Source organism: Salinibacterium sp. NG253, from assembly GCF_015864945.1.
Taxonomy (GTDB): Bacteria; Actinomycetota; Actinomycetes; order Actinomycetales; family Microbacteriaceae; genus Rhodoglobus.
The window spans coordinates 1684019-1704423 of sequence record NZ_JADYWF010000001.1 but is presented as its reverse complement, the minus strand read 5'-3'; the positions used below and the strand labels follow the sequence as shown (position 1 = coordinate 1704423).

The 20405-nt window shown below is 62.9% G+C and carries 23 protein-coding genes; 14 read left to right on the top strand and 9 right to left on the bottom strand.

Going from position 1 to position 20405, the window contains the following annotated elements; all coding sequences use genetic code 11:
- Nucleotides 1-91: 91 nt before the first annotated feature.
- The 7 genes from I6E52_RS08150 (at nucleotide 92) to I6E52_RS08120 (ending at nucleotide 5710) form a co-directional block, all read left to right on the top strand.
- Nucleotides 92-1717: a Wzz/FepE/Etk N-terminal domain-containing protein gene (locus I6E52_RS08150; protein WP_197156217.1), complete on the top strand. Its 1626-nt coding sequence runs from the start codon at nucleotides 92-94 to the stop codon at nucleotides 1715-1717.
- Nucleotides 1717-2979, top strand: a complete 1263-nt coding sequence (locus I6E52_RS08145; protein WP_197156215.1) for an O-antigen ligase — start codon at nucleotides 1717-1719, stop codon at nucleotides 2977-2979. Before I6E52_RS08150 ends, I6E52_RS08145 begins: the two co-directional genes overlap by 1 nt.
- Before the next feature lie 13 nt (nucleotides 2980-2992).
- Complete coding sequence (locus I6E52_RS08140; RefSeq protein ID WP_197156213.1) at nucleotides 2993-3436, top strand: adenylyltransferase/cytidyltransferase family protein; 444 nt, start codon at nucleotides 2993-2995, stop codon at nucleotides 3434-3436.
- A 110-nt stretch (nucleotides 3437-3546) separates the two neighbouring features.
- Nucleotides 3547-4191 carry a peroxiredoxin-like family protein gene (locus tag I6E52_RS08135; protein ID WP_197156211.1) on the top strand — a complete coding sequence of 215 codons (645 nt, stop codon included), beginning with the start codon at nucleotides 3547-3549 and terminating at the stop codon, nucleotides 4189-4191.
- A 67-nt stretch (nucleotides 4192-4258) separates the two neighbouring features.
- Nucleotides 4259-4447: a hypothetical protein gene (locus I6E52_RS08130; RefSeq protein ID WP_197106795.1), complete on the top strand. Its 189-nt coding sequence runs from the start codon at nucleotides 4259-4261 to the stop codon at nucleotides 4445-4447.
- Between the two features lie 6 nt (nucleotides 4448-4453).
- Nucleotides 4454-5218: an SGNH/GDSL hydrolase family protein gene (locus I6E52_RS08125; protein ID WP_197156208.1), complete on the top strand. Its 765-nt coding sequence runs from the start codon at nucleotides 4454-4456 to the stop codon at nucleotides 5216-5218.
- A 54-nt stretch (nucleotides 5219-5272) separates the two neighbouring features.
- A complete protein-coding gene (locus tag I6E52_RS08120; protein ID WP_197156206.1) occupies nucleotides 5273-5710 on the top strand; it encodes an OsmC family protein in 438 nt (145 codons plus the stop codon).
- Between the two features lie 14 nt (nucleotides 5711-5724).
- Here I6E52_RS08120 and I6E52_RS08115 read toward each other — a convergent pair whose 3' ends face one another.
- Nucleotides 5725-6342, bottom strand: coding sequence for a bifunctional 4-hydroxy-2-oxoglutarate aldolase/2-dehydro-3-deoxy-phosphogluconate aldolase (locus I6E52_RS08115; protein WP_197106792.1), 618 nt, complete (start codon nucleotides 6340-6342; stop codon nucleotides 5725-5727).
- Between the two features lie 35 nt (nucleotides 6343-6377).
- Entirely contained in the window at nucleotides 6378-7286 is a 909-nt protein-coding gene (locus I6E52_RS08110) for a sugar kinase (protein WP_197156204.1), read from the bottom strand.
- Nucleotides 7287-7375: 89 nt separating this feature from the next.
- On the opposite strand from I6E52_RS08110, the gene I6E52_RS08105 reads away from it, so the two are divergent.
- Genes I6E52_RS08105 through I6E52_RS08095 form a run of 3 tightly spaced genes read left to right on the top strand, consistent with a single transcriptional unit; the run spans nucleotide 7376 to nucleotide 9636 of the window.
- Nucleotides 7376-8113 carry an IclR family transcriptional regulator gene (locus I6E52_RS08105; RefSeq protein ID WP_197156202.1) on the top strand — a complete coding sequence of 246 codons (738 nt, stop codon included), beginning with the start codon at nucleotides 7376-7378 and terminating at the stop codon, nucleotides 8111-8113.
- 37 nt (nucleotides 8114-8150) lie between these two features.
- Nucleotides 8151-8342: a hypothetical protein gene (locus I6E52_RS08100; protein ID WP_197156200.1), complete on the top strand. Its 192-nt coding sequence runs from the start codon at nucleotides 8151-8153 to the stop codon at nucleotides 8340-8342.
- Nucleotides 8343-8349: 7 nt separating this feature from the next.
- Nucleotides 8350-9636, top strand: coding sequence for an MFS transporter (locus I6E52_RS08095; RefSeq protein WP_197156198.1), 1287 nt, complete (start codon nucleotides 8350-8352; stop codon nucleotides 9634-9636).
- Between the two features lie 51 nt (nucleotides 9637-9687).
- Here I6E52_RS08095 and I6E52_RS08090 read toward each other — a convergent pair whose 3' ends face one another.
- Together I6E52_RS08090 and mgrA are read right to left on the bottom strand one after the other, a co-directional pair.
- Nucleotides 9688-10455 carry a DNA alkylation repair protein gene (locus tag I6E52_RS08090; RefSeq protein ID WP_197156195.1) on the bottom strand — a complete coding sequence of 256 codons (768 nt, stop codon included), beginning with the start codon at nucleotides 10453-10455 and terminating at the stop codon, nucleotides 9688-9690.
- A 44-nt stretch (nucleotides 10456-10499) separates the two neighbouring features.
- Nucleotides 10500-11528, bottom strand: coding sequence for an L-glyceraldehyde 3-phosphate reductase (gene mgrA / locus I6E52_RS08085; protein WP_197156193.1), 1029 nt, complete (start codon nucleotides 11526-11528; stop codon nucleotides 10500-10502).
- A 124-nt stretch (nucleotides 11529-11652) separates the two neighbouring features.
- Between mgrA and I6E52_RS08080 the strand changes: the two genes are divergently transcribed.
- Nucleotides 11653-12360, top strand: a complete 708-nt coding sequence (locus I6E52_RS08080; protein WP_197156191.1) for a TVP38/TMEM64 family protein — start codon at nucleotides 11653-11655, stop codon at nucleotides 12358-12360.
- Between the two features lie 44 nt (nucleotides 12361-12404).
- On the opposite strand, the gene I6E52_RS08075 is transcribed toward I6E52_RS08080, so the two are convergent.
- From I6E52_RS08075 to I6E52_RS08060, 4 genes are read right to left on the bottom strand one after another with little or no spacing between them, the layout of a single operon-like run.
- On the bottom strand, nucleotides 12405-13541 hold the full coding sequence (locus I6E52_RS08075; RefSeq protein WP_197156189.1) for an ABC transporter ATP-binding protein: 1137 nt from the start codon (nucleotides 13539-13541) through the stop codon (nucleotides 12405-12407).
- Complete coding sequence (locus I6E52_RS14325; protein WP_197156187.1) at nucleotides 13538-14428, bottom strand: ABC transporter permease; 891 nt, start codon at nucleotides 14426-14428, stop codon at nucleotides 13538-13540. The genes I6E52_RS08075 and I6E52_RS14325 overlap by 4 nt, the downstream gene beginning before the upstream one ends.
- Entirely contained in the window at nucleotides 14419-15243 is an 825-nt protein-coding gene (locus I6E52_RS08065) for an ABC transporter permease (RefSeq protein WP_231601797.1), read from the bottom strand. Before I6E52_RS08065 ends, I6E52_RS14325 begins: the two co-directional genes overlap by 10 nt.
- Nucleotides 15244-15278: 35 nt before the next feature.
- A complete protein-coding gene (locus I6E52_RS08060) occupies nucleotides 15279-16559 on the bottom strand; it encodes an ABC transporter substrate-binding protein (protein ID WP_197156185.1) in 1281 nt (426 codons plus the stop codon).
- A 144-nt stretch (nucleotides 16560-16703) separates the two neighbouring features.
- On the opposite strand from I6E52_RS08060, the gene I6E52_RS08055 reads away from it, so the two are divergent.
- A complete protein-coding gene (locus I6E52_RS08055) occupies nucleotides 16704-17411 on the top strand; it encodes a TVP38/TMEM64 family protein (protein WP_197156183.1) in 708 nt (235 codons plus the stop codon).
- A 2-nt stretch (nucleotides 17412-17413) separates the two neighbouring features.
- Nucleotides 17414-18082: a CDP-alcohol phosphatidyltransferase family protein gene (locus tag I6E52_RS08050; RefSeq protein WP_197122488.1), complete on the top strand. Its 669-nt coding sequence runs from the start codon at nucleotides 17414-17416 to the stop codon at nucleotides 18080-18082.
- On the opposite strand, the gene I6E52_RS08045 is transcribed toward I6E52_RS08050, so the two are convergent.
- Nucleotides 18079-19518 (bottom strand): NAD(P)/FAD-dependent oxidoreductase, encoded by a 1440-nt coding sequence (locus tag I6E52_RS08045; protein WP_197156181.1) that lies wholly within the window; start codon nucleotides 19516-19518, stop codon nucleotides 18079-18081. The two genes, I6E52_RS08050 and I6E52_RS08045, sit on opposite strands and share 4 nt — an antisense overlap.
- Before the next feature lie 112 nt (nucleotides 19519-19630).
- Between I6E52_RS08045 and I6E52_RS08040 the strand changes: the two genes are divergently transcribed.
- Complete coding sequence (locus tag I6E52_RS08040; protein WP_197106778.1) at nucleotides 19631-20380, top strand: flavodoxin family protein; 750 nt, start codon at nucleotides 19631-19633, stop codon at nucleotides 20378-20380.
- Nucleotides 20381-20405 lie beyond the last annotated feature (25 nt).

The following is a 20405-nucleotide window of genomic DNA, read 5'->3' as shown; positions in this document are numbered from 1 at the left end:
GCGCGAATGCTACTAGGGTAAGGAAACCTGCAAACGCTTGTTTGGCACAATGCTGTGCTGATTGTTACCCATCCCGATTGGGGTTCAACGCGTGGAAAGTTTGAGTTATCTCGAGATTTTCCGGCAGCGATGGCGTGCAATCCTAGTTGCTGTCGTGGTCGGAGTAGCTTCCGCTGCGCTCATTGCGTTCAGCATTCCGCCAACCTACACGTCAACGGCCACCCTCTTTTTGAGCGTCAAAGACGTCAATGCGACTCTCGCCGAACGCTCGCAATTCTCGCTGGCCCGGGTAAATTCGTATACCGATTTGGTGCGCAGTTCTGAGGTTCTCGAGCCGGTCATTTCTGACCTCGGCCTCGACCTCACGGTGCAAGAGTTGCGCAGCCAAGTCTCGGCGACCAACCCCAACAGCACCGTCAACATAAACATCGCAGCCCAAGCAAGCACTGCTGCGGATGCCGCCCGCATCGCCAACGCTGTCGCCGACAGCCTGTCGCGCCTCGTCTCCCGGGTCGAAGACTTCGGCACGTTCTCGGTCTCGCTTGAGCGCCTCATCCCTGCACTGCCGCCCTCGGCACCGAGCGCCCCGCAAAAGACGGTCATTCTCGGTCTCGGACTCATCTCTGGGCTTGCCGCCGGTGCTGTGCTGGCGTTGTTCTTAGCTCGTTTCGATCACCGGATGCGTCAGCCGAGCGATGTGCGAAGGGTCACCGGATTGCCCGTGCTCGCGGCCGTTCCGCGCGGTCATCGCCGCGCCCGGGGCAACAGTTCTGACGCTGAATCGACAGTGGATGCCGCGTACGCGGAAGCGTTCGCCCGCATCACGCAAGCCAACGGAGGCGCAGTGCCGCGCATCCTGCTGCTGGCCCCCGCCGGTGACGCCGCCAACCACGCCTCCGTTTCGCTCGGTGTCGTGGCTGCGGTTGCCGCCACCGGAAGACAAGCCCTCTTCGTCGAGGCGCACCCCTCTTCCGGCGACGACAACGCCCTTGCCTCCTTCGCCGGCACTGCGGGACTTGCCGAACTCCTCAACGAATCCACCACCCTGCCGGAGGTCACCCGACCTCTCGACGGTTCAGAGGCACTCTTCGTATCCGCCGGGGTAGCCGAAACGACCGAAGTTGCCGCAGACAAGACCCTGCGATCGGTGCTCACGCGGCTTATCTCGCGAGCGGATGTTGTGCTCACGCAAGCAACATCCGAGACTCGACCGCTGAGCATTCCGCTCATCGCGCCCTTCGTCGAGGTCGCCATCATCGTTGTTCGCTATAACCGCAGCTCGGAGGCTGAACTCGCCCAGACTGTTAGCCAACTCCGCATTGCGGGAGTTCGCCCCCTCGGCGTCGTGCTGACTGATGTGCCTAATGCTCGCCACTTCGAGCTAATGGCGACCTGGACCCCGGATGACTTCGCGAGCGTTCCGGCGAAAGCGCGCGTGCACTTGCGGCGCAAAGCCAGCAAGCCCGTGGCTCCCGCCGCGACCGCGACCCCGCCCTTGACCTCGACCGCAACCGCGACTGCCACCGCAGACGCTTCAACGGTCACCAAGGCTGGCCCCGACAGGAAGAAGAACATGGCATCCGAATCCTCATCTTCGCCGACGCCCGTACCGAAGCCGTCACCGCCTAAGCCTGCCCCGCCCTCAGGACGCACCGAAACTGCTGCTGCCTCTGCCGCCGAGCGCTCAAGCGAGAATGAACGCGTGGTCGTGGACTAATGATCGCGACAGAACAGCGGGAGCGCAGTACCGTCTCACGTTCCTTGATCGGAACGTGGCTCCTCGTTGTTCTGAGCGTTGTCTCGTGGCGACCCGATGCCCTCTTTGATGGCGGCTTTGACGTCGTGGTCATCGCAAAGGCCCTTGTCGCCTTTACAGCTTTTCTGTGCGCGGTAGCGATACATTCGCGCGCTCGCGTTCATGCGCGAGTCGGCGTGCGATCGGTCATCCTGCTCTTCATCGTTGTGGGGCTCTCGTGCGTTGGCGCACTGGCAACAGATAGCGCGATGCCGTCGCTCGTGCTCGCGGTGCGCATCGTGCTGCTCGCCGCAACCGTTTACGTGCTGGCGAGCAGTGCTGCGCCGCTTGAGGTGTTGACGTCGCTGTTCATTGCGATGGGCATCCTGACTCTTATCGGCGCCGCGAGCGGGCTACCCCAGTTTCTGAGCGACGGCCGACTGCCGAGTGGCATCCCCGCCATGAAGCCCAACGAGCTCGCCGGGCTTGCCGCGCCGCCTCTGCTTGCGATTGCGATCGACATCGCGCGGCGTGGTCTCACGCCGCGCAAGTCGGTGCTGCTCGTGACATTCGCAGCGATTCTGTTGGCCACCGGATCTCGCACCACCCTGATCGTTGTCGTCATCGCGATGGTGCTGGCCGTCGTGCTGGCGTGGCCGGTTCCGCACTCCACGGGCATCGCCCTCATCCTGCTCGTGCCTGTCTCCTATGCGATGGTCGCGTTCACGAATGTGGTGTCTGAGGTCGCTATTCGCGGGCAGGATGTCAGTGAACTCGCCACTCTCAGTTCCCGCACGATTGCGTGGCAAGCCGTCTTCAGCATCCCGATGGACACCTGGCACAAGTGGATCGGCGTCGGCCTCGCCGCCAAGACCATTGAGGTCGATCAGCGCTGGTGGGATGTTCAAGTGCTCGACAGCAGTTGGATCTCCATCCTGTCGCAGGCTGGCATCCTCGGCCTGATCGCAGTCGGCATCTGGGTGCTCTTTACCCTGAGGGACAGTCTCAAGAATCGCGAACTACGCACCCTCACGCTTCCCCTGCTCGTTCTGCTTCTCGTGCGCAGTGCGCTCGAGAACGGCCTCATTGAGTCGAGTGTGATCTTCACGCTCTTCTTCCTCACGTCGCTCGTCCTCGAGCGAGGGCACCGCTACCCCTTCGAGCACGACCGCTCCGTGCGGTTCGCGCTTGCCGTGGCACCGCTGCCTACCCCCACCACAGAACTCACGCCTTCCCCGACCTGAACCCGGTGAGCATATGTCTCAAAGAATTGGATACGCCGCAGGAGCCTACGACCTCTTTCACGTTGGCCACCTCAACATTCTCAAACGCGCAAAAGAACAGTGCGACTACCTGATCGCCGGTGTTGTCTCCGACGAAATGCTGGAGCAGACCAAGAAAATGCGCCCCACAGTTCCCCTTGAGGAGCGCTTAGAAATCGTGCGCAGCATCTGTTATGTGGATGAGGCGGTCGCCGAAACGGTGCCAGACAAGTTGGAGATGTGGCGTCGTTTGCAGTTCACTCTGTTCTTCAAGGGCGACGACTGGCGCGGCACCGAAAAGGGGCTGAAGTTGGAGCGTGAGTTCGCTGCCGTCGGGGTGGAGGTTGTGTACTTCCCGTACACCGTCAATACGTCGAGCACCGGCCTACGCCGGGCGCTGGAGTTGATTGAAGAGATGTCGGCTCGCGCTCGGGCATAGTGGAGCAAGCGCACCAAATTCACGCGGCAACTATTCAGACACCCGGAATAGCGTGGCGTTGCGGGCGGTTCACTCCTGCAACGACATTTTCCCCAATTTTTTGGAGCGCCATGAATCTCACCCAGCAGCTCAAAGAACGTGCCGACAACAGTGCGGCTACAAAGTCTGCCGAAGACAGCGCGACTCTCACGAACTCGGTGACCGAAGTCGAAAAGGCTGGCATCGTCAACAACGCGCTCAAGGTCGGCGACACCGCTCCCGACTTTGCGCTGCCGGATGCCGAAGGCAACACCGTGCGCCTGAGCGAACTACTCAACAAGGGCCCGGTTGCAATCGCGTTCTACCGCGGCTCTTGGTGCCCCTACTGCAACCTCGAGCTCAAGGCGCTGCAGGAGACTCTGCCTCAGTTCCGTGCCGCCGGAGCAACCCTGGTAGCTATCTCGCCACAAACTCCTGACGAATCCCTCTCGCTCGAAGAGAAGCACAACCTCGAATTCCCAGTGCTCTCCGACGGCGAGCTTGAAGCGATCAACGGCTTCGGACTCCTTCACCCCGTGGATGACCGCACCAAGGCGTTCTACGAGAAGTCTGGCTACGACCTCGTGAAGTCCAACGGCGCGACCGGCTGGCAACTGCCGCTTCCCGCAACCTACGTGATCGCGCAAGACGGCACTATCGCGTACGCGTTCGTGCAGGCCGACTACAAGTTGCGTGCCGAGCCCTCCGATGTTGTTGAGGCGATCAAGGCTCTTTAGCCCCTTGGCCGCGTGCCGATCTTTGGCGCGTGGCCGCCGTCCTCCGGCCCAGGCGTAGGCTGGCGGGATGATTGAAACTCAAACACTTCTCGATGGCAGTTGGGCGTGGATTGCCCTCGCTATTGTCACCGCCGGCCTTGCGGAAATGAAGCATCGTCGGCGCTGGGTGTGGTTTCTTCTCGCCCTCATCTTCGGGCCGATCGCCACTGCGCTCGTCGTGATTTGGCGCCGCCCCGATTCCCCCTTCGGAAGGTAACGCTGTATGTCTCATCAGTTCACAAGCTACGTCGCCATCGGTGACAGTTTCACTGAGGGCGTCGGAGATGAACTGCCGGATGGCCGGGTGCGCGGTTGGGCAGACCAAGTTGCTCTCGGCCTTGCGCTCGCATCGCCTGAGCCGGTCACCTATGCGAACCTCGCCATTCGCGGACGGCTCTTGGCGCCCATCGCGGGGGAGCAGCTGCAGGCCGCGGTCGCCCTCCGGCCCCAGCTGATGAGCATCAACGGCGGCGGAAACGACATTATGCGCCCCCGAGTTTCGCTGGAATCGATCACCGACCAGCTGCTGGCCGCAGTCGATACGGCGACAGCTAGCGGCATCCATGTTCTGCTGCTGAGTGGTGGCAACCCCAGCAAGCACTTGCCGTTCGGTTCGGTGATGGCCACGCGCGGCGACCGGTTGGCCCAAGAGGTCATGGCGCGGGCGTCGAAAGACAACGTGACTTTCGTGAATAACTGGGCAGACCAAGAACTCACGCAGTTGCGGTATTGGTCGGTCGACAAGCTGCACCTCAACGCGCGCGGTCATGCGCGGGTGGCGAGCAACGTGTTGTCGGCGCTCGAAGTTCCCGTGCCCGACTTTGCTGCAGACGAAGGGCCCGCGGATGACGCCCGGCCCCGCACCGCGGCCTACTGGCGTGAATACGTGCTCCCCTGGATTGGTCGCCGCCTCACCGGGCGTTCCTCGGGCGACAACCGAGAACCGAAGAGTGCGACGCTGCAGCCCGTGGAGATCGCGGGGCGTTAGGCTTTTCCGGCGGCGTTGGCGAGGCTGGCGCCGCACAACGATGAAGGAGCTCTCATGACAACGGCACCGACGACGTACGAAGTTCACGGGCGAAGTGTTGCGCGCGAAGAGGCATCGATTCACGCTGGCAACCAAACGATCCCGATCGATGCACTCTGGGATGCCGACGAACCTTCTGGGCTCCCCGGGCCGGCAGAGTTGCTCGCGTCAGCGCTGGCCGCGTGCATGCTCAAGAATGTGGAGCGCTCCGCAGCTCTGATCCCGTTCAGCTACGAGAGTGCTGAGATTGATGTGCGCTCACGCCGCCAAGATGCGCCACCGAAGTTCGTTGAGTTTGAGTATGAGATTCGGCTCGTCACGAACGAAGATGACCGACGTGTGGAGATGTTGCATCGCAACCTCAACCACTACGGCACTGTCTACAACACGCTCGCAGCGGTAGCCAACGTGCACGGCACCATCGTTGCCGTGAAGCCCTCCGTCGAAAACTAAGGGTGCTCAGCTCGCTAGTTGCGTGCGGCGAGCAATTCCGCGAGGCGCGGCAACTGGGTCTCGTCGGCGAGTGCCGAACCGACCGCAACAACCTTTGCGCCCGCGGTGAGGTACTCGCCGGCGTTGCCGGCATCCATTCCTCCGGTCGCAACAAAACGCATCGCGGGGAACGGCCCACGCATGGCGCCAAACCAGCTCGTGCCGAGAAGTGATGCGGGGAAGGCTTTCACCCAGGTGAGGCCAGCGGCTTGTGCGGTCTGAACCTCGGTGGCGGAGGCGACGCCCGGCAGCGGCGGCATGCCCGCTTCGAACGAGGCGCGAACGACGTCGAGGTCGAAGCCGGGGCTGACGGTGAAGGCCGCTCCGGCATCCGCAGCTTGACGCACGTGTTCGAGGGTGACGACGGTTCCGGCGCCGACGGACTTGCCGAGCTCCTTGCCGGCGGCAACGACGGCGCGCAGTGCTTCAACATCTTCGTCGCTCTGGATGGGCACTTCTACGGAGTCGATGCCGAGCTCCCACGCGGTGCGCGCGAGGGCAACACTGCGTTCGACGCCGAAGCCGCGAAGGATCGCCATGAGGGGCTGGCCGTCGAAGAGTTGGTCGAGCGATGCGTTAGAGATCTGAGCCATGAGAGTGAGCCTTTCAGCGGTATGGGGGAGAAGAGTTAGAGCGTGGGGAGGTCGGTTGTCGATTGCAGCACGAGGGCAGCGCGGTCGTGGCCGAGTCCCAAGCGCTGTTCCGGAGTGAGCCCGGTGAGGTAGCCGCTGAGGTAACCAGCCGCGAAGGCATCTCCGGCACCGACGGCTTCGACGACATCCACCTTGTGGGCTGGCACGAACACGTGGCCCTCCGCATTGAACTCAGTAGCGCCGACGTCACCGTCTTTGATCACGAGAAAGTCAGGGTCTTCGAGCAGCGCGCGCACTTCTTCGGGAGTCGTCGTGCCCCAGAGCACTTCGGCTTCATCGAGACCGACGAGCACGATGTTCGCACGGCGGGCGAGGGCCAGCAGTGTGGGGCCGGCTTCGGCGACGGGCCACAGGGCAGCGCGATAGTTCACATCGAAGCTCACGACGGTGTCGCGGTGCTGCGCACGATCGAGCACTGACTCGATGAGCGCGGCACAGGAGGCCGAGAGCGACGGCGTGATGCCCGAGATGTGGGTGATGGCAGCCTGCTCGAACGGAACCTCGGCGAGATCATCCGGCGTCATTGCTGATGCGGCAGAACCCGCGCGATAGTAGGTCACACCGTTGCCGGGATCCTTGAAGTAAAAGCCGGTGGGGGCATCCGGAGTGAATTTCACGAGACTTGTATCAACACCGCGCTCGCGCAATTGGCGTTCAACGCGGCGACCGAAAGCATCGGTGCCGAGGTGGCTTGCCCACGCGGCGTGATGGCCGAGAGCCGAGAGGTGCACGGCAACGTTCGACTCGGCGCCACCCGTTTCGAGGTGGAACAGTTCGGCGGTTTCGATGGGCTCGGCGACCGTGGGTGCGATGAGCACCATGGTCTCGCCGATCGTGATGATCTCCGGCTGCGTCGTCGTCTGCACAGTTCCACTATCGACCATGTGCGCATCCTGTGCAACACTGTTGCATATAGTGCAACATGTGCGAGCGGGGTAAAGCTCCGCCAGTGCAGCAACGAGAGGAAGCCCGGATGTCGCAGAGCGTTCGTCGTGCAGCACGCATCATCGATTCGGTCGCCCTGCGCCCTGCAAGCGTCAGTGAGCTCGCCGAGGAGTTCGGAGTGCACCGCTCAACGATGTTCCGCGAAGTACAGTCGCTCGAAGAAGTTGGCTACCTGCGCAAGCGAAAGAATGGCGAGTACGTGCTCGGCCTGCACCTCATTGCGCTCGCCCACCAGGCATCTGACAGCCTTGATCTGCGCGAGATCGCCCACGACCGCCTGCTGAAACTTCACCGCACCGTCGGAAACACCATCCATCTCGCCGCCCTCGTTGACCACAGCATTGTGTACGTCGACAAGGTCGAAGACACCAGCGGGGTGCGCATGTATTCGCGCATCGGCAGCCCAGCGCGCCCTTATTGCAGCGGCGTCGGCAAAACGATTCTGGCCGAACTACCCACTAACGATCGGGATGCCGTGCTCGCCGGCGTCGTGTGGGAGAAGTTCACCGACAAAACCCTGACGTCGCGCTCCCAACTGGATGCCGAACTCACCACCGTCGCTGCCCGTGGTTGGGCGGTCGACGACGGTGAGTTCGAAGACTTCGTGAACTGTATCGCCGTGCCGATCCACGGACCGGCCGGGGTGGTGGGCGCGCTCTCGATCACAGCGATCCGGATGGCAGCCGATCTCAACGCTCTCAAGGCTCACCTGCCGCTGCTGCATTCAGTCGCCCGCGACATCTCGACCGAGCTCGGCGCAGCCTGAACGGAACTTTTCTCGCTTATTCGCTTAGGGTTGCAGCATGGCCGCAATCACCACGTTCCTCTATCGCCTCGGCGCGACGGCAGCGAATATCGCGCAGAGCGTTCTGCAAGCCAACGGTGGCGGTAACGGCGATCCCCAAGTTTTCGACGAGACATCGAAGCGCGCCACGAAGCCTGTCGTGACCGCTGCGGACGAGTCCGAGGATTCCGAGAAGCGGCACGACCGGTAGTCGATTGATGACCAGCGAAGCGCGATTTCTCGTCAGTAGAAACTTTGCGTTGCTGTGGGTCGCTCAAGCCACCTCATCGTTCGGTGAATTCATTCTCGGAGCGACCGTGACGGTGTGGCTTGTCCTCGACCTGGCTAAGGGTGACCCGCTACTTCCGACTTACGTGGCTGCCGTGGTGATTGCGTCATCAGCCCCGCGACTTTTTGTGGCACCGTTCGCCGGGGTATGGGTAGATCGGTGGAGGGCCAAGCCCACCATGATCAAGGCCGACCTGTTGCGTGCCGTCCTGATAGCTCCGGTCATTGTGCTCGCAGCGACCACGCCCAGTAGAGGACTGACGATCGGCTCGTTGCTCTGTCTGCTGGTGGGCATCTCGGTGCTTTCGCAGTTCTTCAATCCAGCACGAGCGGCCCTCATGCAAGTAGTCATCCCTGTTTCGCGGCGCGTAGATGCGTCGAGCAAGAGCATGTTCGCAAGCCTGGGTGTCGCGACCATCGCGGCTGCGCTTGGCCCCATCCTATTTGCGCTTTACGGTGCCATCCCTGCGCTCACGATAACCATGCTGACCTTTTTGGTGTCGGCGTTAGTCATTACCCAAACGAGAAAGCTCGCGGTGGTACCGGTTTCCGATCCCGAGATCACGGCGTTCTGGTCTCGCTTTCGAAACGGGCTCGCAACGGCATGGCGAGTGCGATCGGTGCGGCTGGTGATCGTGGGTGTTGGCCTCTATGGCGTCTCGTTGGGAATCAACAACGCCGTGTTGTCGCTCTTCGCTCTCGAAACGCTTCAGCTCAGCGCGGCGCAGTATGGCATCGTTGCTGCGACATTCTCGCTCGGCGGACTCATTGGTGCTGTTTTCGCCACCCCACTTCTGCATAAGGTCGGAAGTGAACGGCTCTTCCCGATCGCGATTGTTCTCCTCGGCGTGAGCTATTTCGGCTACGCCTTTACCCGTGACTTCTGGTCGGCATCACTACTGATGCTGCTTTCGGGAATCGCGTTTGCCGTCTATGTGGTGGCGCAGGGCCCCATCCTGCAGGCCGCCACCCCGCCCGGATTCATGGGGCGCATCACAGCAGTGAGCGTGCCTATTCTTGGACTTTCGTCAACGCTGGCGACGATAGTCACGTCGCAGCTTCTCTCGTGGGTTTCGTTTCGTGCTTCCGCTGTGGGAGCGAGCTTGGACTCTCGAGCGTACGCAGTAGCAATTGCGGCTGGTGCAGCGGTGCTGTGCATCGGCGGCACGGCCATGGCTGTGGGCTCGCGACAGAGGTCGCAGGGATCAGTGCCGTAGGCGTCGTCGTCTGACAAGAACAGCGTGGAGGTCTTGCCGACCGGGTCAGAGCTAAGCGAGCGAAGCGCGCACGCGGTCGCGCTCGGGTTGCGGCAGCCGCTCCGTCGCGCGGCGAGTGGCAGGCCGCGGCATGCTCGCAGCATGGGTCGTAAGAAACGCGAGTACGGCATCCGGATGCACGGCGAGCAGTTCGCGCAGTACCCAACCGAGCGCGCTCGAGACGGTCTCGCGCCGGTCTGTCACGGAGTTCGCGAGCAGGCTAAGGCAGGGCTCGATCGGCATGAAGACGGCGTTCTTGCCGCTGTAGTGGATGAGGCTCACCATTGCGATGCGGCGCTGCCGTTCGTTGTCGGAGCGGCTCCACTCCTCGAGCGTCGGATACACGAGTTCTGGCTGGTCGGCTAGCGCGAACGAATACAGCCGGGCAAGGTCGTCGGCGTGAGCCCAGTTGTCGATGCGCTCGATCCAGCCGACGGCGGTGCTCCAGAACTCGGCGCTGTCTGCCGCGGTCCAACGGCGTGAACCGATCCGGCGCCGATAGAAATCGAGGGCTGCGAACATCACATCGCCGTTGTCGGCGAGGTGCCAGATCTCATCCCACGCAGCGAGGACGGATGCCGAATCCTGGCCGGTGAACGAAAACCCAGCCGCGACTCGGCGACGTCGGTCGGGCGTGCGCAGACCGAAGTACTCGAACTGGGAGCGGCGATCGGCCCGCACGAGTTTGCCGCGTTCGAGCGAGATGCCCGTCTCTGCAGCGAGCGCGGAAAGCGCACCGAGTACTTCGTCGTGGTGCTGCTGCGCCGTGGGAGAGCTCACGCTCTACCCTCCCACAGCGACTGCAGCTGTTGTGCGGTGGCGGGTTAGGAAACCGCGCTCGATGCTGCCCACAGGTTGATGCCGGCATCCTTGGCGTGCTCGTCGATCGCAGCCAGTTCAGCATCCTCGAACGAGAGGTTCTGAACCGCAGCAAGGTTCTGCTCAAGCTGCGACACGCTCGAGGCGCCGATGAGGGCCGACGTGACGCGGTCGTTGCGCAGCGCCCACGAGATGGCGAGCTGCGCGAGCGACTGGCCGCGTCCGGAAGCGATGTCGTTGAGCGCCTTCACGCGACCGAGCGTTTCGTCGTTGAGCATGCCCGACTTGAGCGAGCCACCCTTGGCTGCGCGCGAGTCTGCGGGAACTTCGCCGAGGTAGCGATCGGTGAGTAGTCCCTGAGCGAGCGGCGAGAAGGCGATAACGCCCAAGCCCAGCTCTTCCACAGTGTCGAGAAGTCCGTCTTCGACCCACCGGTTGAACATCGAGTACGAGGGCTGGTGGATGACCAGGGGCGTTCCGAGGTCATTCATGATCCGCACGGCTTCGCGCGTGAGTTCGGGCGAGTAGCTCGAGATTCCGGCATAGAGCGCACGGCCCGAGGTGACGGCAGTGTGCAGCGCACCCATCGTCTCCTCCAGAGGGGTGTCGGGGTCGGCACGGTGCGAGTAGAAGATGTCGACGTAGTCGAGACCGAGTCGGTTGAGCGACTGGTCGAGGCTCGCGAGCAAATACTTGCGCGATCCCATCACGCCGTAGGGGCCTGGCCACATGTCGTAGCCGGCCTTGCTCGAGATGATCATTTCGTCGCGGTAGGGGCGGAAGTCTTCGCGCAGAATCTGGCCGAAGTTCGACTCCGCTGAACCGGCGGGAGGGCCGTAGTTGTTGGCGAGGTCGAAGTGGGTGACGCCGAGATCGAAAGCGCGGCGCAGGATCGCACGCTGGTTCGCAAGCGGCTTGTCATCCCCAAAGTTCTGCCAGAGCCCCAACGAGACGGCGGGCAGTTTCAGGCCACTACGCCCCACACGGCGGTAGGGCATCGGTTCGTAACGGGCATCATCAGCGACATAGACCATTCGCTAATGCTGCCATAACTTTCCTCACGAAAGCAGGGAACGGGAGTTCCTCATCGGCACCAGTGTGCCGCTGAGTAAGCCCGATCACACATCGCGGGTCCAGGGGAGCCGTAGCATTGGGCTCATGACAAAGCCCCGCGCCTCAACTCTGTGGCGCGCTGGCGTTCTTCTCGCAATCCTCGTGGCGATCGTGATCGTCGCGTTGACCGTGCAGATCCCCTCTACGGATGAGATTCACGAATGGACGAAGAGCGCAGGAAGCCCGGGGATCGCCATCTTTGTGGCTGGGTATGCGCTTCTCACGCTCACCCCAATACCGAAAAGTGTGCTCAGTATCGCGGGCGGGGTTGCCTGGGGGCTCTGGATCGGCAGTCTCATCGTGCTGATCGGCGCCCTGATCGGCGCTGCGCTTTCGTTCTGGCTCGGACGATACTTGGGGCGGGATGCCGTCGAGCACTTCACCGGTGGGCGAGTGCGCGTTGTCGATGACATGTTTCAGCGCCGGGGCCTGCTGTCGGTGATTGCCCTTCGCCTCATCCCCGTACTCCCGTTTACTCTCATCAACTACGCCGCAGGGCTGACCGCCGTGCGCGTGCGGGATTACGCCCTCGGTACTGTCATCGGCATCATCCCGGGCACGCTCGCGTATGTCGCGGTGGGCGCTTACGGTGCAGAGCTCAATGACGGTTTTTACTTCGCGCTCGGAGCCATCGGGGTCCTCGCGGTCGCTGGTGTACTTGTGGTGAGGCGCATCCGTAAAAATGATGCCGTCTTAGAGAACGACCAGATCGTGCCGCCAGCTGACGAGCAGATTGCGCCCGAGCCGGTCTAGCCCCCAATGGCTGCCCGGCGTCGCCAGCTTCGGCAATTGCGCGGCTAAGAGGGAACCGTCCAGAGCGCTTCGCACGGCAGAGAAACCGTGACGGAATCGCCAGCTGAGAGAAGCGCGCCGGGGGCTGCCTCGGTGCGGATCTCGGCGTCTCCGACTCGAACGAGAAGCTCGCGACGCGGGCCGCGCTGAATGGCAGAGGTGACGACGCCGTGCAGCTCGCGCGGGCCGCGACTCTGGCACGCGGTGGCATCTGAATCGCGAGTGACAGGTGGCGAAGCATCCGTTCGGTTATCGGGGACGCGCGCTGAAGCGGAGACCGCTTCCTGGCGGAAGACGAGCGTTGCGGGGCCCGATTCAACCGTGGAACTGATGGCGACGGCGCCGATCGCGGAATGATGCACCCCGTTCCTGACCTCCCCAGCGAACGCATTCTTGCCGCCAAGAAGTCGAGCAACCGCGAGCGATGCCGGCCGGTGAAAAACGTTGTCGACAGTGTCGTGTTGCAGCAACTGACCGTTCTCAAGGACAACGATCCGTTCGGCCATCGCGCTCGCCTCATCACGGTCATGGGTGACGAAGAGGATGGTCGGATTCACGGCCTCCCGGATGCTCGCAATCATCGCGTGCATCTCATCTTTCAGCCCGGGATCGAGGGCGCTGAACGGTTCGTCGAGCAGCAGCACGGATGGCTTTGCGGCGAGAGCCCGTGCCACAGCGATTCTCTGCTGCTGGCCGCCCGAAAGCGAGTGTGGCGAGCGGGATGCGAATGCCCCCATCTGCACCAGTTCTAGGTGCTCGCGGGCGCGCTCCCGAGCCTGCCCGCGGCTGAGTCCTGCCGCGCGATCGGCAAACGCGACATTGTCGAGCACCGTCAGATGCGGAAACAGCAGCGGGCGCTGGAACACCATCGAGATACCGCGCTGCTCCGGCAGAAGCGCTGTGACATCCCGACCGCTGAGGCGCACTTGGCCACCATCGGCATCCTCAAGACCGGCAATGATGCGCAGAATCGTGCTCTTGCCTGAACCGCTCGGCCCCACAATCGCGGTGCTCGTGCCCGGCAAAATATCGAGGTTCACCTCGCGCAGCGCGGCAGGGGAGGCGGCCGAATAGCTCTTCGTGATGCCAGTGAGGGTGATCGCAGAAGTCTCCACGTCAGTGGTCTGGGTGTGAGTGGTCATCGTTGCTTCCCTGGGTCGAGATTGCGGGTGCGAGCAATGAAGCCCAACAGGATGAGGGGTGGAATGACCGCGGAGAGCGACAACACCGCCACGCTTGATTCGTTGCCGACACCGGATGCGCTTGACGCGATGATGAGCGGCAGTGTGATCATATGGCCGCCTCCCACCACGAGCGTGATGAGGTAATCGCTCCAGCCGACCAAGAACGCCAAGAAGGCAGAGCGTGCCAACGCCGGAGCGATCAGGGGGAGGTGGATGCGCCACAGCGTCAGCCGTGAACTCGCCCCAAGCGTGCGGGCAGCGTCATCGAAGCCATCGTCGTAGGCGGCGTACGCGGCGCGCATCGAGAACGTTGTGTACGGAATCGCTACCGCAACGAGCACGAGAACGACACCGACTGCCGGGGGCACCCACGCGCGCAGCAGCAGCACATTGAGGCCGAGCACTGCGGCGAACGGAGGCAGCAACACGGGGGAGAAGAGCAGAACGGTAATCGCCTTACCGAAGCGAACGTGACCGCGCGAGAGAGCGCGGGCGGCCATCGCTCCGAGCGGGGTGGCGATCACGGCCACCACAAGCGACAGCAGCAGCGAGTGGAGGAAGGCGAGGCCGCCGCCGTTGGCGATTGCGGCGGTGAGACCGTCGGTGCCGGCTTCCATCGGGAACGCGGCGGGGTGCATCCATTGGTTCGCAAACGACCACAGCACGAGCGGCAGGAAGGGCAGCGCAAACCAGAGCGCAATGAGCGCGGTCGAGACGATACGCAGCACACGGGCAACGCCGCGAGACTGAGTCAGCGGGCTGCCATGGTCGCCGGGCATCCGCCGGGGTGGGTGCACGACCGGCTTATCGAGGCTGACGCTCGTGGTGCCGGCGCTCACTGCCACGCTCGCATTCGCCGAAGCCCGAGCATGGCGACGCCCACGATCGCCGCCGTGAGAAGCAGAGTAATCACGGCAACGGCGGCAGCCTCGGGCCGAGCGGTGAGGCTTGCCGAGTTGAATAACCGCAGCGCCATGACCGAGAGCGGCTCGGGGTAGGTCTTGCCGAGCAACCACGCGACCTCATAGGAACCCAGCGTGTACGCAAACGCGATAGCGGATGCCACGAGCAGCGACGGTGCGGCGAGCGGAAACAGCACGAGTCGTAGTCTCGCCCCGCGGCTCGCGCCCAGCATGGCGGCGGTTTCGTCGTAGGACGTGATGCGGGTGGCGAGGGTGCCGACGATGATGAGCGCGACGAAGGCGGATTCTTTCCACGCGTACTCCGCGATCACGGCAAACCAGGTGGGGCCGGCGACGAGCGCGGGCCACGATTCTGGCGGGATGCCGAGAATACGGGCGAGCACGCCAGAGTCGGAGAGCAGAAGGCCGACGCTCGCAGCTCCGACGAGGTGGGGCACGGTGACGGCCGCAGCGCTGAGGGCGCCCACGATGCGGCCACCCCAGTTGCCCGAGATGATGAGTACGGCGGTGAAGAACCCGACGACCGCAGCGATCGCGGTTGACACGACGGCGATCCCCAGAGAAAGCAGCGCGGAGCCGAGCAGGTTGTCGGTGCTTTCGAAGGCGTCAACGCTCAACGCGGGCGTGCCCACGAGTGGCATGAGACCGAGACTTTGCACCACAGTGGTGCCGATGCCTCCGATCACTACGATCGCGACCGGAATGATCGCCGGGAGCACGAGAAGCGTGGCACGCATCCCGTGGCGTCGCGGCCGACTCTGCACCGCCGTCATCAACGAGCAGCGATCGTAGTGCGCCAACCGTCATCGAGTGCAGGAACCCATTCGGCCGAGAGTTCGGGGTTGGCATTCTGCGAGAGGATGTCGAAGGTTGGCACAACAGGCGACTGCGGCAGGGCATCAAACAGGGCGCGATCATCGGCGGAAAGCGCATCCAGATCCAGCACAGTGAACTGGCCCCACACGGCAGGGTCGGCCTTCGCGACCTGCTGCTCAACCGAGAGGGCTTCATTCGCGACGACCATGGCGCCAGCGATGTTGCCGGAGTTGCTGGGAATGCCGAAGAAGCTGGCGTTGCCGAGCGTTCCGTCGTCGACGGTCAGCACTCGCGTCGTGTCGGGGAGCGTGCCGTTCTCCACGAGTGCGGTGAGCGTGGCGGGGCCATACGTCATCATCATGTCGATCTCGCCATCGGCAAACAACTTCGTCAGTTGTTCCGAGGTTGCGGGATAGGTGGTGCCTTCGCGCCACAGTGACGGCGCGAGCTGGTCGAGTCGTTCATAGAGCGCAGGGGAAAGTTCGGCGAAAGCGTCATCGCTATAGACCGAAGGAACATTCTCATAACCGCCCGAGACGCTGTAGAGCACCTCGCGTAAGAAAGCGGATCCCGTGAAGTCGGGAGCAGCCGGGTAGGTGAAGCGACCGGGGTTATCTTCGGCCCAGTCGAGGATGCCCTCAATGGTGGTTGGTGGGTTCGGCACCGTGGCCTCGTTGTAGACGAAGGAGAATTGCGCCTTGTGCCAGGGAGCCTCGCAGCCGTCCACAGGAGTGCCGAAGTCTTCGGTGAGCAGTGGGTCAGAGTCGGAGACCAAGGTCATGTTGGGCAGCAGGTCTGTCCACTCGCAGAACCAGGCATCAGCCTGTTTGCCAGTGCGGAAGTTGTCGCCATTGATCCAGACGAGATCAACAGCGCCATCCGTGTTGCGGCCAGCCTGCAGCTCAGTGAAGACACGGTTGAGCGCATCCTTGGTGTCGGCAATCGGTACACGTTCAAGAGTGACGCCCTGCGCCGCCGCAGCCGGAGCTAGTACATCGTCGACGTAGGCGTTGCCCTGATCGTCGCCGCCCCACATCCACAGTTTCACGGTTTGGCCGTCGGCAGCGATCTGCACGTCAGCCCAGTCAAAGAACTCAGGACCACTCGGAGTGTTTGTCGGTGCCGAGCACGCGCTCAGGGCCAACGCGGTCACTGCTGCAGTAGCAAGCGCGGGAAGGATGCGGCGGCGGGCAGTGGTGGGGGAAGCCGCACGACGAAACGGTAACCAGATCTGCACGCAGGTGCTCCTAAGTAATTGAGGGCTCACGGGGAACTGTCGAGATGCCCCGCACAGCGCACTCCAGATTAAGCGCGAACAACTTATTACTTCAGTAAGCCACATCACATACGGACTTCATAGCTCCGACATAGCATTGCTGAAATGAAAAACAAACGCGCCTCAGCGCTCTGGAAAGCTGGCGCGTTCGTCGTGTTCCTCGTGGCCATCGTCATTGTGGCGTTCACCGTAGAGATTCCGAGCGTTGAAGAGATTCAAGCGGCAGCAGAAGGCACCGGCGTGCTGGGCGCCGTCATTTTCATCCTCATTTATGCGGTCCTCACCCTGACTCCAGCGCCCAAAGCCGTGATCAGTATTGCCGCAGGGCTCGCGTGGGGTCTGTGGATCGGCACCCTACTCGTGCTTGTAGGTGCCGTTATTGGGGCAGCGCTCTCCTTCTGGATCGGCCGCCTGCTCGGACGTGAAGCTGTTGAGCAGTACACGGGCGGCAAGGTTCGCGCCGTTGACGAGATGCTGCAGAAACGGGGCTTGCTCTCCATGATTGCGTTGCGACTCATCCCCCTCATCCCCTTCACCGTCATCAACTACGCGGCCGGCCTCACCGCGGTGCGAGTGCGCGACTACATGATCGGCACGACCGTCGGCATCATCCCCGGCACCATGGCGTTCGTCGCGGTCGGCGCCTATGGCGCTGAACTCAACACCGGGTTCTTCATCGCACTCGGAGCACTCGGCGTTCTCACGATCGGTGGCGGGATCGTTGCCGCGCGACTGCGCAAGAAAGACGCTGTCGCCGCAGCGGCCGCCGGTGACGAGGATGCCGCCAAAGAACTCGACGCGGAGAACGACTAGCCGTGCTGGATGCCCAACTGCGTCGAGCGGTCAGTCGACCCCTCAACGGCATGGCATCCGCCCTCGACGTGCCTTGGATCACGCCCGACCGCATCACGATCGCCGGGCTCGTTGTCGGCCTGAGTAGTGCTGCGCTCGCCGCAACGCAATGGTGGAGCCTCGCGCTCATCGCGTGGCTGCTGTCGCGAGTGCTGGATGGGCTCGACGGAACTCTTGCTCGACGGCGGCTCGCTGCGGCATCCGCTTCGGGTCGGGATGGCGTGGATGCCTCGAGCTCCGCTGCCGCGAGCCAAGCGGGTGGTTTTCTCGATATCGTCGCCGACTTCGTGGTCTACGGCGCGACGGTTCTCGGTGTTGCGATCGGTGCGACCACCGCATTCGGGGCGCCCTGGTGGCCGTTCTTGCTCGTCATGTTCAGCTACTACCTCAACGGCGCCGCGTTTCTCGCGTTCTCCTCGATCGCTGAACGCACCGGCCGAACAGTCTCAGACGAAGACAACCGCTCGCTTTTCTTCCTCGGTCGTATTGCCGAAGGCGGCGAGACGGTATTCACTCACGCGCTCTGGCTGATCGTGCCGTTCTTTGCCTGGCAGATCGCGATTGTGTGGAGCATCATCGTGTTCGTCAGCGCCACCCAGCGGATGATCGTCGGCTACCGCCTGCTGCGCTAGTCCTTCGGCTTTCCCAACGTCGCCCGGCGAACCCGAGCCAACAGTTGGATAGCTGACTTCACGACGCCGCTCTTCAAACGGAATTGAACGTCAGCAATGGCCGCATTCCAGAGGGCATCGCTGAAGGTCGGGTAGGCGTGGGTCGCCGAGGCGAGCGCGCTCGTGGAGAGTTTCGCGCTGACGGCGAGTGTGAGCTCTCCGAGGCTTTCGCCCGCGCGCGGTCCGACGATGGTGCCGCCAAGTACCCGGCCGCGAGTATCGACGACGATTTGCGCGAAACCCTCTTCTTCACCTTCGGCAATGGCGCGGTCCGTTGAGAGGTGTTCGCCCGTGTAAACGCGGTGCTTGCCGGGCACGGCATCCGCCGCGGTGATGCCGACGGCTGCGATTTCGGGCGAGGTGAACGTGACGCGGGGCACGAGCTGGTCATTGAACTTGCGGCGTAGGCCCAGGGCCGCGTTGGTGCCTGCAATGCTGCCGCTTACTCCGGCGATGTGGCTAAACTTTGGCAACCCGGCGGCGTCGCCGGCCGACCAGATGTGCGGGTTGGAGCTGCGCAGCGAGGCATCGACATCGATGAATCCCTCGGCCGTGATGTTTACGCCAGCGGCCTCGGGGGCGAGAGTCCCCACGCGGGTTGAGCGTCCGATCGCGGCCAGCAGGCGGTCGAAGGGCACACGGGTGCCGTCGTCGAGCACGAGCTCTCCGGCCAGTCCGTCGGTCGGGATGACCTCGGTGGCAGAGCGGCCGTTGAGCACGGTGATGCCGTCGCCGCCGAACGTCGTCTGCAGGATGCTGCTGGAACGCTCATCCTCAGTGGGAAGGATGCGGTCGCGGCGGTTCACAATCGTCACGGCGGAACCGAGTCGGGCCATTGCTTGGCCGAGTTCACTTGCGATCGCACCGCCGCCCAGCACGACGAGGCGCGGTGGTAGTTCGTCGAGTTCCCAAATGCTGTCGCTCGTGAGCATCTCGATGCTGTCGGTGCCGGCGAACTTGGGGAGGCGCGGTTCGGTGCCCGTCGCGATCACGGCCTGCACGAACGTGTGGCGAGTGCCATCGATTTCTAACGAGTGGCGGCCAGTAAAGTGAGCATCCCCGTGGATGACCTCGATGCCGAACTCGGCAAAAGCCTCGGCGGAATCGTGCGGCTCGATCGTGGCAATCGCATCCTTCACGTGCCCCATCGCCCGCGCAAAGTCGATTGTTATGTTGTCGGCGGTGATGCCGAAGCGTTCGGAGGTTCGCATGACGTGAGCGGCATGCGCTGTAGCGATCAGTGACTTCGAGGGAACGCAGCCAGTCCAGAGACAATCCCCACCGAGACGGTGGCGTTCGACCATCAACACCCGTGCACCAAACCGGGCGGCGGTCTTGCTGGCGACAATTCCGGCGCTGCCGGAGCCGATGACGATGAGATCCCACTGAGCGGGCATGCGTATTCCTTTCGAGAGGGCGTTTGCCCCAGTCATGTTTAGCAGCGCATTGTTCAGCGAACCGTACGCTAGATCACAGTTCGCAGGGAGGGCTGGCCCGTAACATCGGGTCATGGCTACCGAAACTAACGCGAACACCGTTCCTGCTGACGCCCCCCGCTACGACGGGCTCAAAGCCGTCTTCATCAACTGCACGCTCAAGAAGAGCCCTGAGATGAGCCACACCCAGGGCCTCATGGATTCCAGCATCCAGCTGATGCGCAGTGCCGGAGTGCACGTCGACAACGTGCGTTTCATCGACCACGACATCGCCATCGGCGTCTATCCCGACATGCGCGAGCACGGCTGGGAGAAGGATGCCTGGATGGACGAAGTCTGGCCCCTTATCGAAGCGGCCGACATCCTCGTCATCGGCGGACCGATCTGGCTGGGCGACAACTCCTCTGTCACGCGGATGCTCATCGAGCGTCTCTATGCGATGAGTGGCGAGTTCAACGACAAGGGTCAGTACGTGTTCTACGGCAAGGTCGGCGGCGCGCTCTTCACCGGCAACGAGGATGGCGTGAAGCACTCCGCCATGTCGGTGCTCTACAGCCTTCAGCACATTGGCTACGTCATTCCTCCCGCAGCGGATGCTGGCTGGCTCGGCGAAATCGGCCCCGGCCCCAGCTACCTCGACGAAGGCTCGGGCGGTCTCGAGAACGACTTCACGAACCGCAACACGACCTTCATGTCGTGGAACCTCATGCATATGGCATCGATCCTCAAGAACGCCGGCGGTATCCCCGCTTACGGAAACACCCGCAAGGCGTGGAACGACGGCGAGCACTTCGGCTTCGAAGCTAACCCCGAGTACCGGTAACCCTCAAGTGAGCATGTCATGATGG

Coding starts and splice junctions, on each gene's coding strand:
- I6E52_RS08040 (WP_197106778.1), top strand. CDS start 19,631: ATGGCTACCGAAACTAACGCGAACACCGTTCCTGCTGACGCCCCCCGC.
- I6E52_RS08120 (WP_197156206.1), top strand. CDS start 5,273: ATGACAACGGCACCGACGACGTACGAAGTTCACGGGCGAAGTGTTGCG.
- I6E52_RS08145 (WP_197156215.1), top strand. CDS start 1,717: ATGATCGCGACAGAACAGCGGGAGCGCAGTACCGTCTCACGTTCCTTG.
- I6E52_RS08125 (WP_197156208.1), top strand. CDS start 4,454: ATGTCTCATCAGTTCACAAGCTACGTCGCCATCGGTGACAGTTTCACT.
- I6E52_RS08075 (WP_197156189.1), bottom strand. CDS start 13,541: ATGACCACTCACACCCAGACCACTGACGTGGAGACTTCTGCGATCACC.
- I6E52_RS08100 (WP_197156200.1), top strand. CDS start 8,151: ATGGCCGCAATCACCACGTTCCTCTATCGCCTCGGCGCGACGGCAGCG.
- I6E52_RS08065 (WP_231601797.1), bottom strand. CDS start 15,243: ATGCGTGCCACGCTTCTCGTGCTCCCGGCGATCATTCCGGTCGCGATC.
- I6E52_RS08115 (WP_197106792.1), bottom strand. CDS start 6,342: ATGGCTCAGATCTCTAACGCATCGCTCGACCAACTCTTCGACGGCCAG.
- I6E52_RS08095 (WP_197156198.1), top strand. CDS start 8,350: ATGACCAGCGAAGCGCGATTTCTCGTCAGTAGAAACTTTGCGTTGCTG.
- I6E52_RS08110 (WP_197156204.1), bottom strand. CDS start 7,286: ATGGTCGATAGTGGAACTGTGCAGACGACGACGCAGCCGGAGATCATC.
- I6E52_RS08135 (WP_197156211.1), top strand. CDS start 3,547: ATGAATCTCACCCAGCAGCTCAAAGAACGTGCCGACAACAGTGCGGCT.
- mgrA (WP_197156193.1), bottom strand. CDS start 11,528: ATGGTCTATGTCGCTGATGATGCCCGTTACGAACCGATGCCCTACCGC.
- I6E52_RS08080 (WP_197156191.1), top strand. CDS start 11,653: ATGACAAAGCCCCGCGCCTCAACTCTGTGGCGCGCTGGCGTTCTTCTC.
- I6E52_RS08105 (WP_197156202.1), top strand. CDS start 7,376: ATGTCGCAGAGCGTTCGTCGTGCAGCACGCATCATCGATTCGGTCGCC.
- I6E52_RS08045 (WP_197156181.1), bottom strand. CDS start 19,518: ATGCCCGCTCAGTGGGATCTCATCGTCATCGGCTCCGGCAGCGCCGGA.
- I6E52_RS08140 (WP_197156213.1), top strand. CDS start 2,993: ATGTCTCAAAGAATTGGATACGCCGCAGGAGCCTACGACCTCTTTCAC.
- I6E52_RS08130 (WP_197106795.1), top strand. CDS start 4,259: ATGATTGAAACTCAAACACTTCTCGATGGCAGTTGGGCGTGGATTGCC.
- I6E52_RS08055 (WP_197156183.1), top strand. CDS start 16,704: ATGAAAAACAAACGCGCCTCAGCGCTCTGGAAAGCTGGCGCGTTCGTC.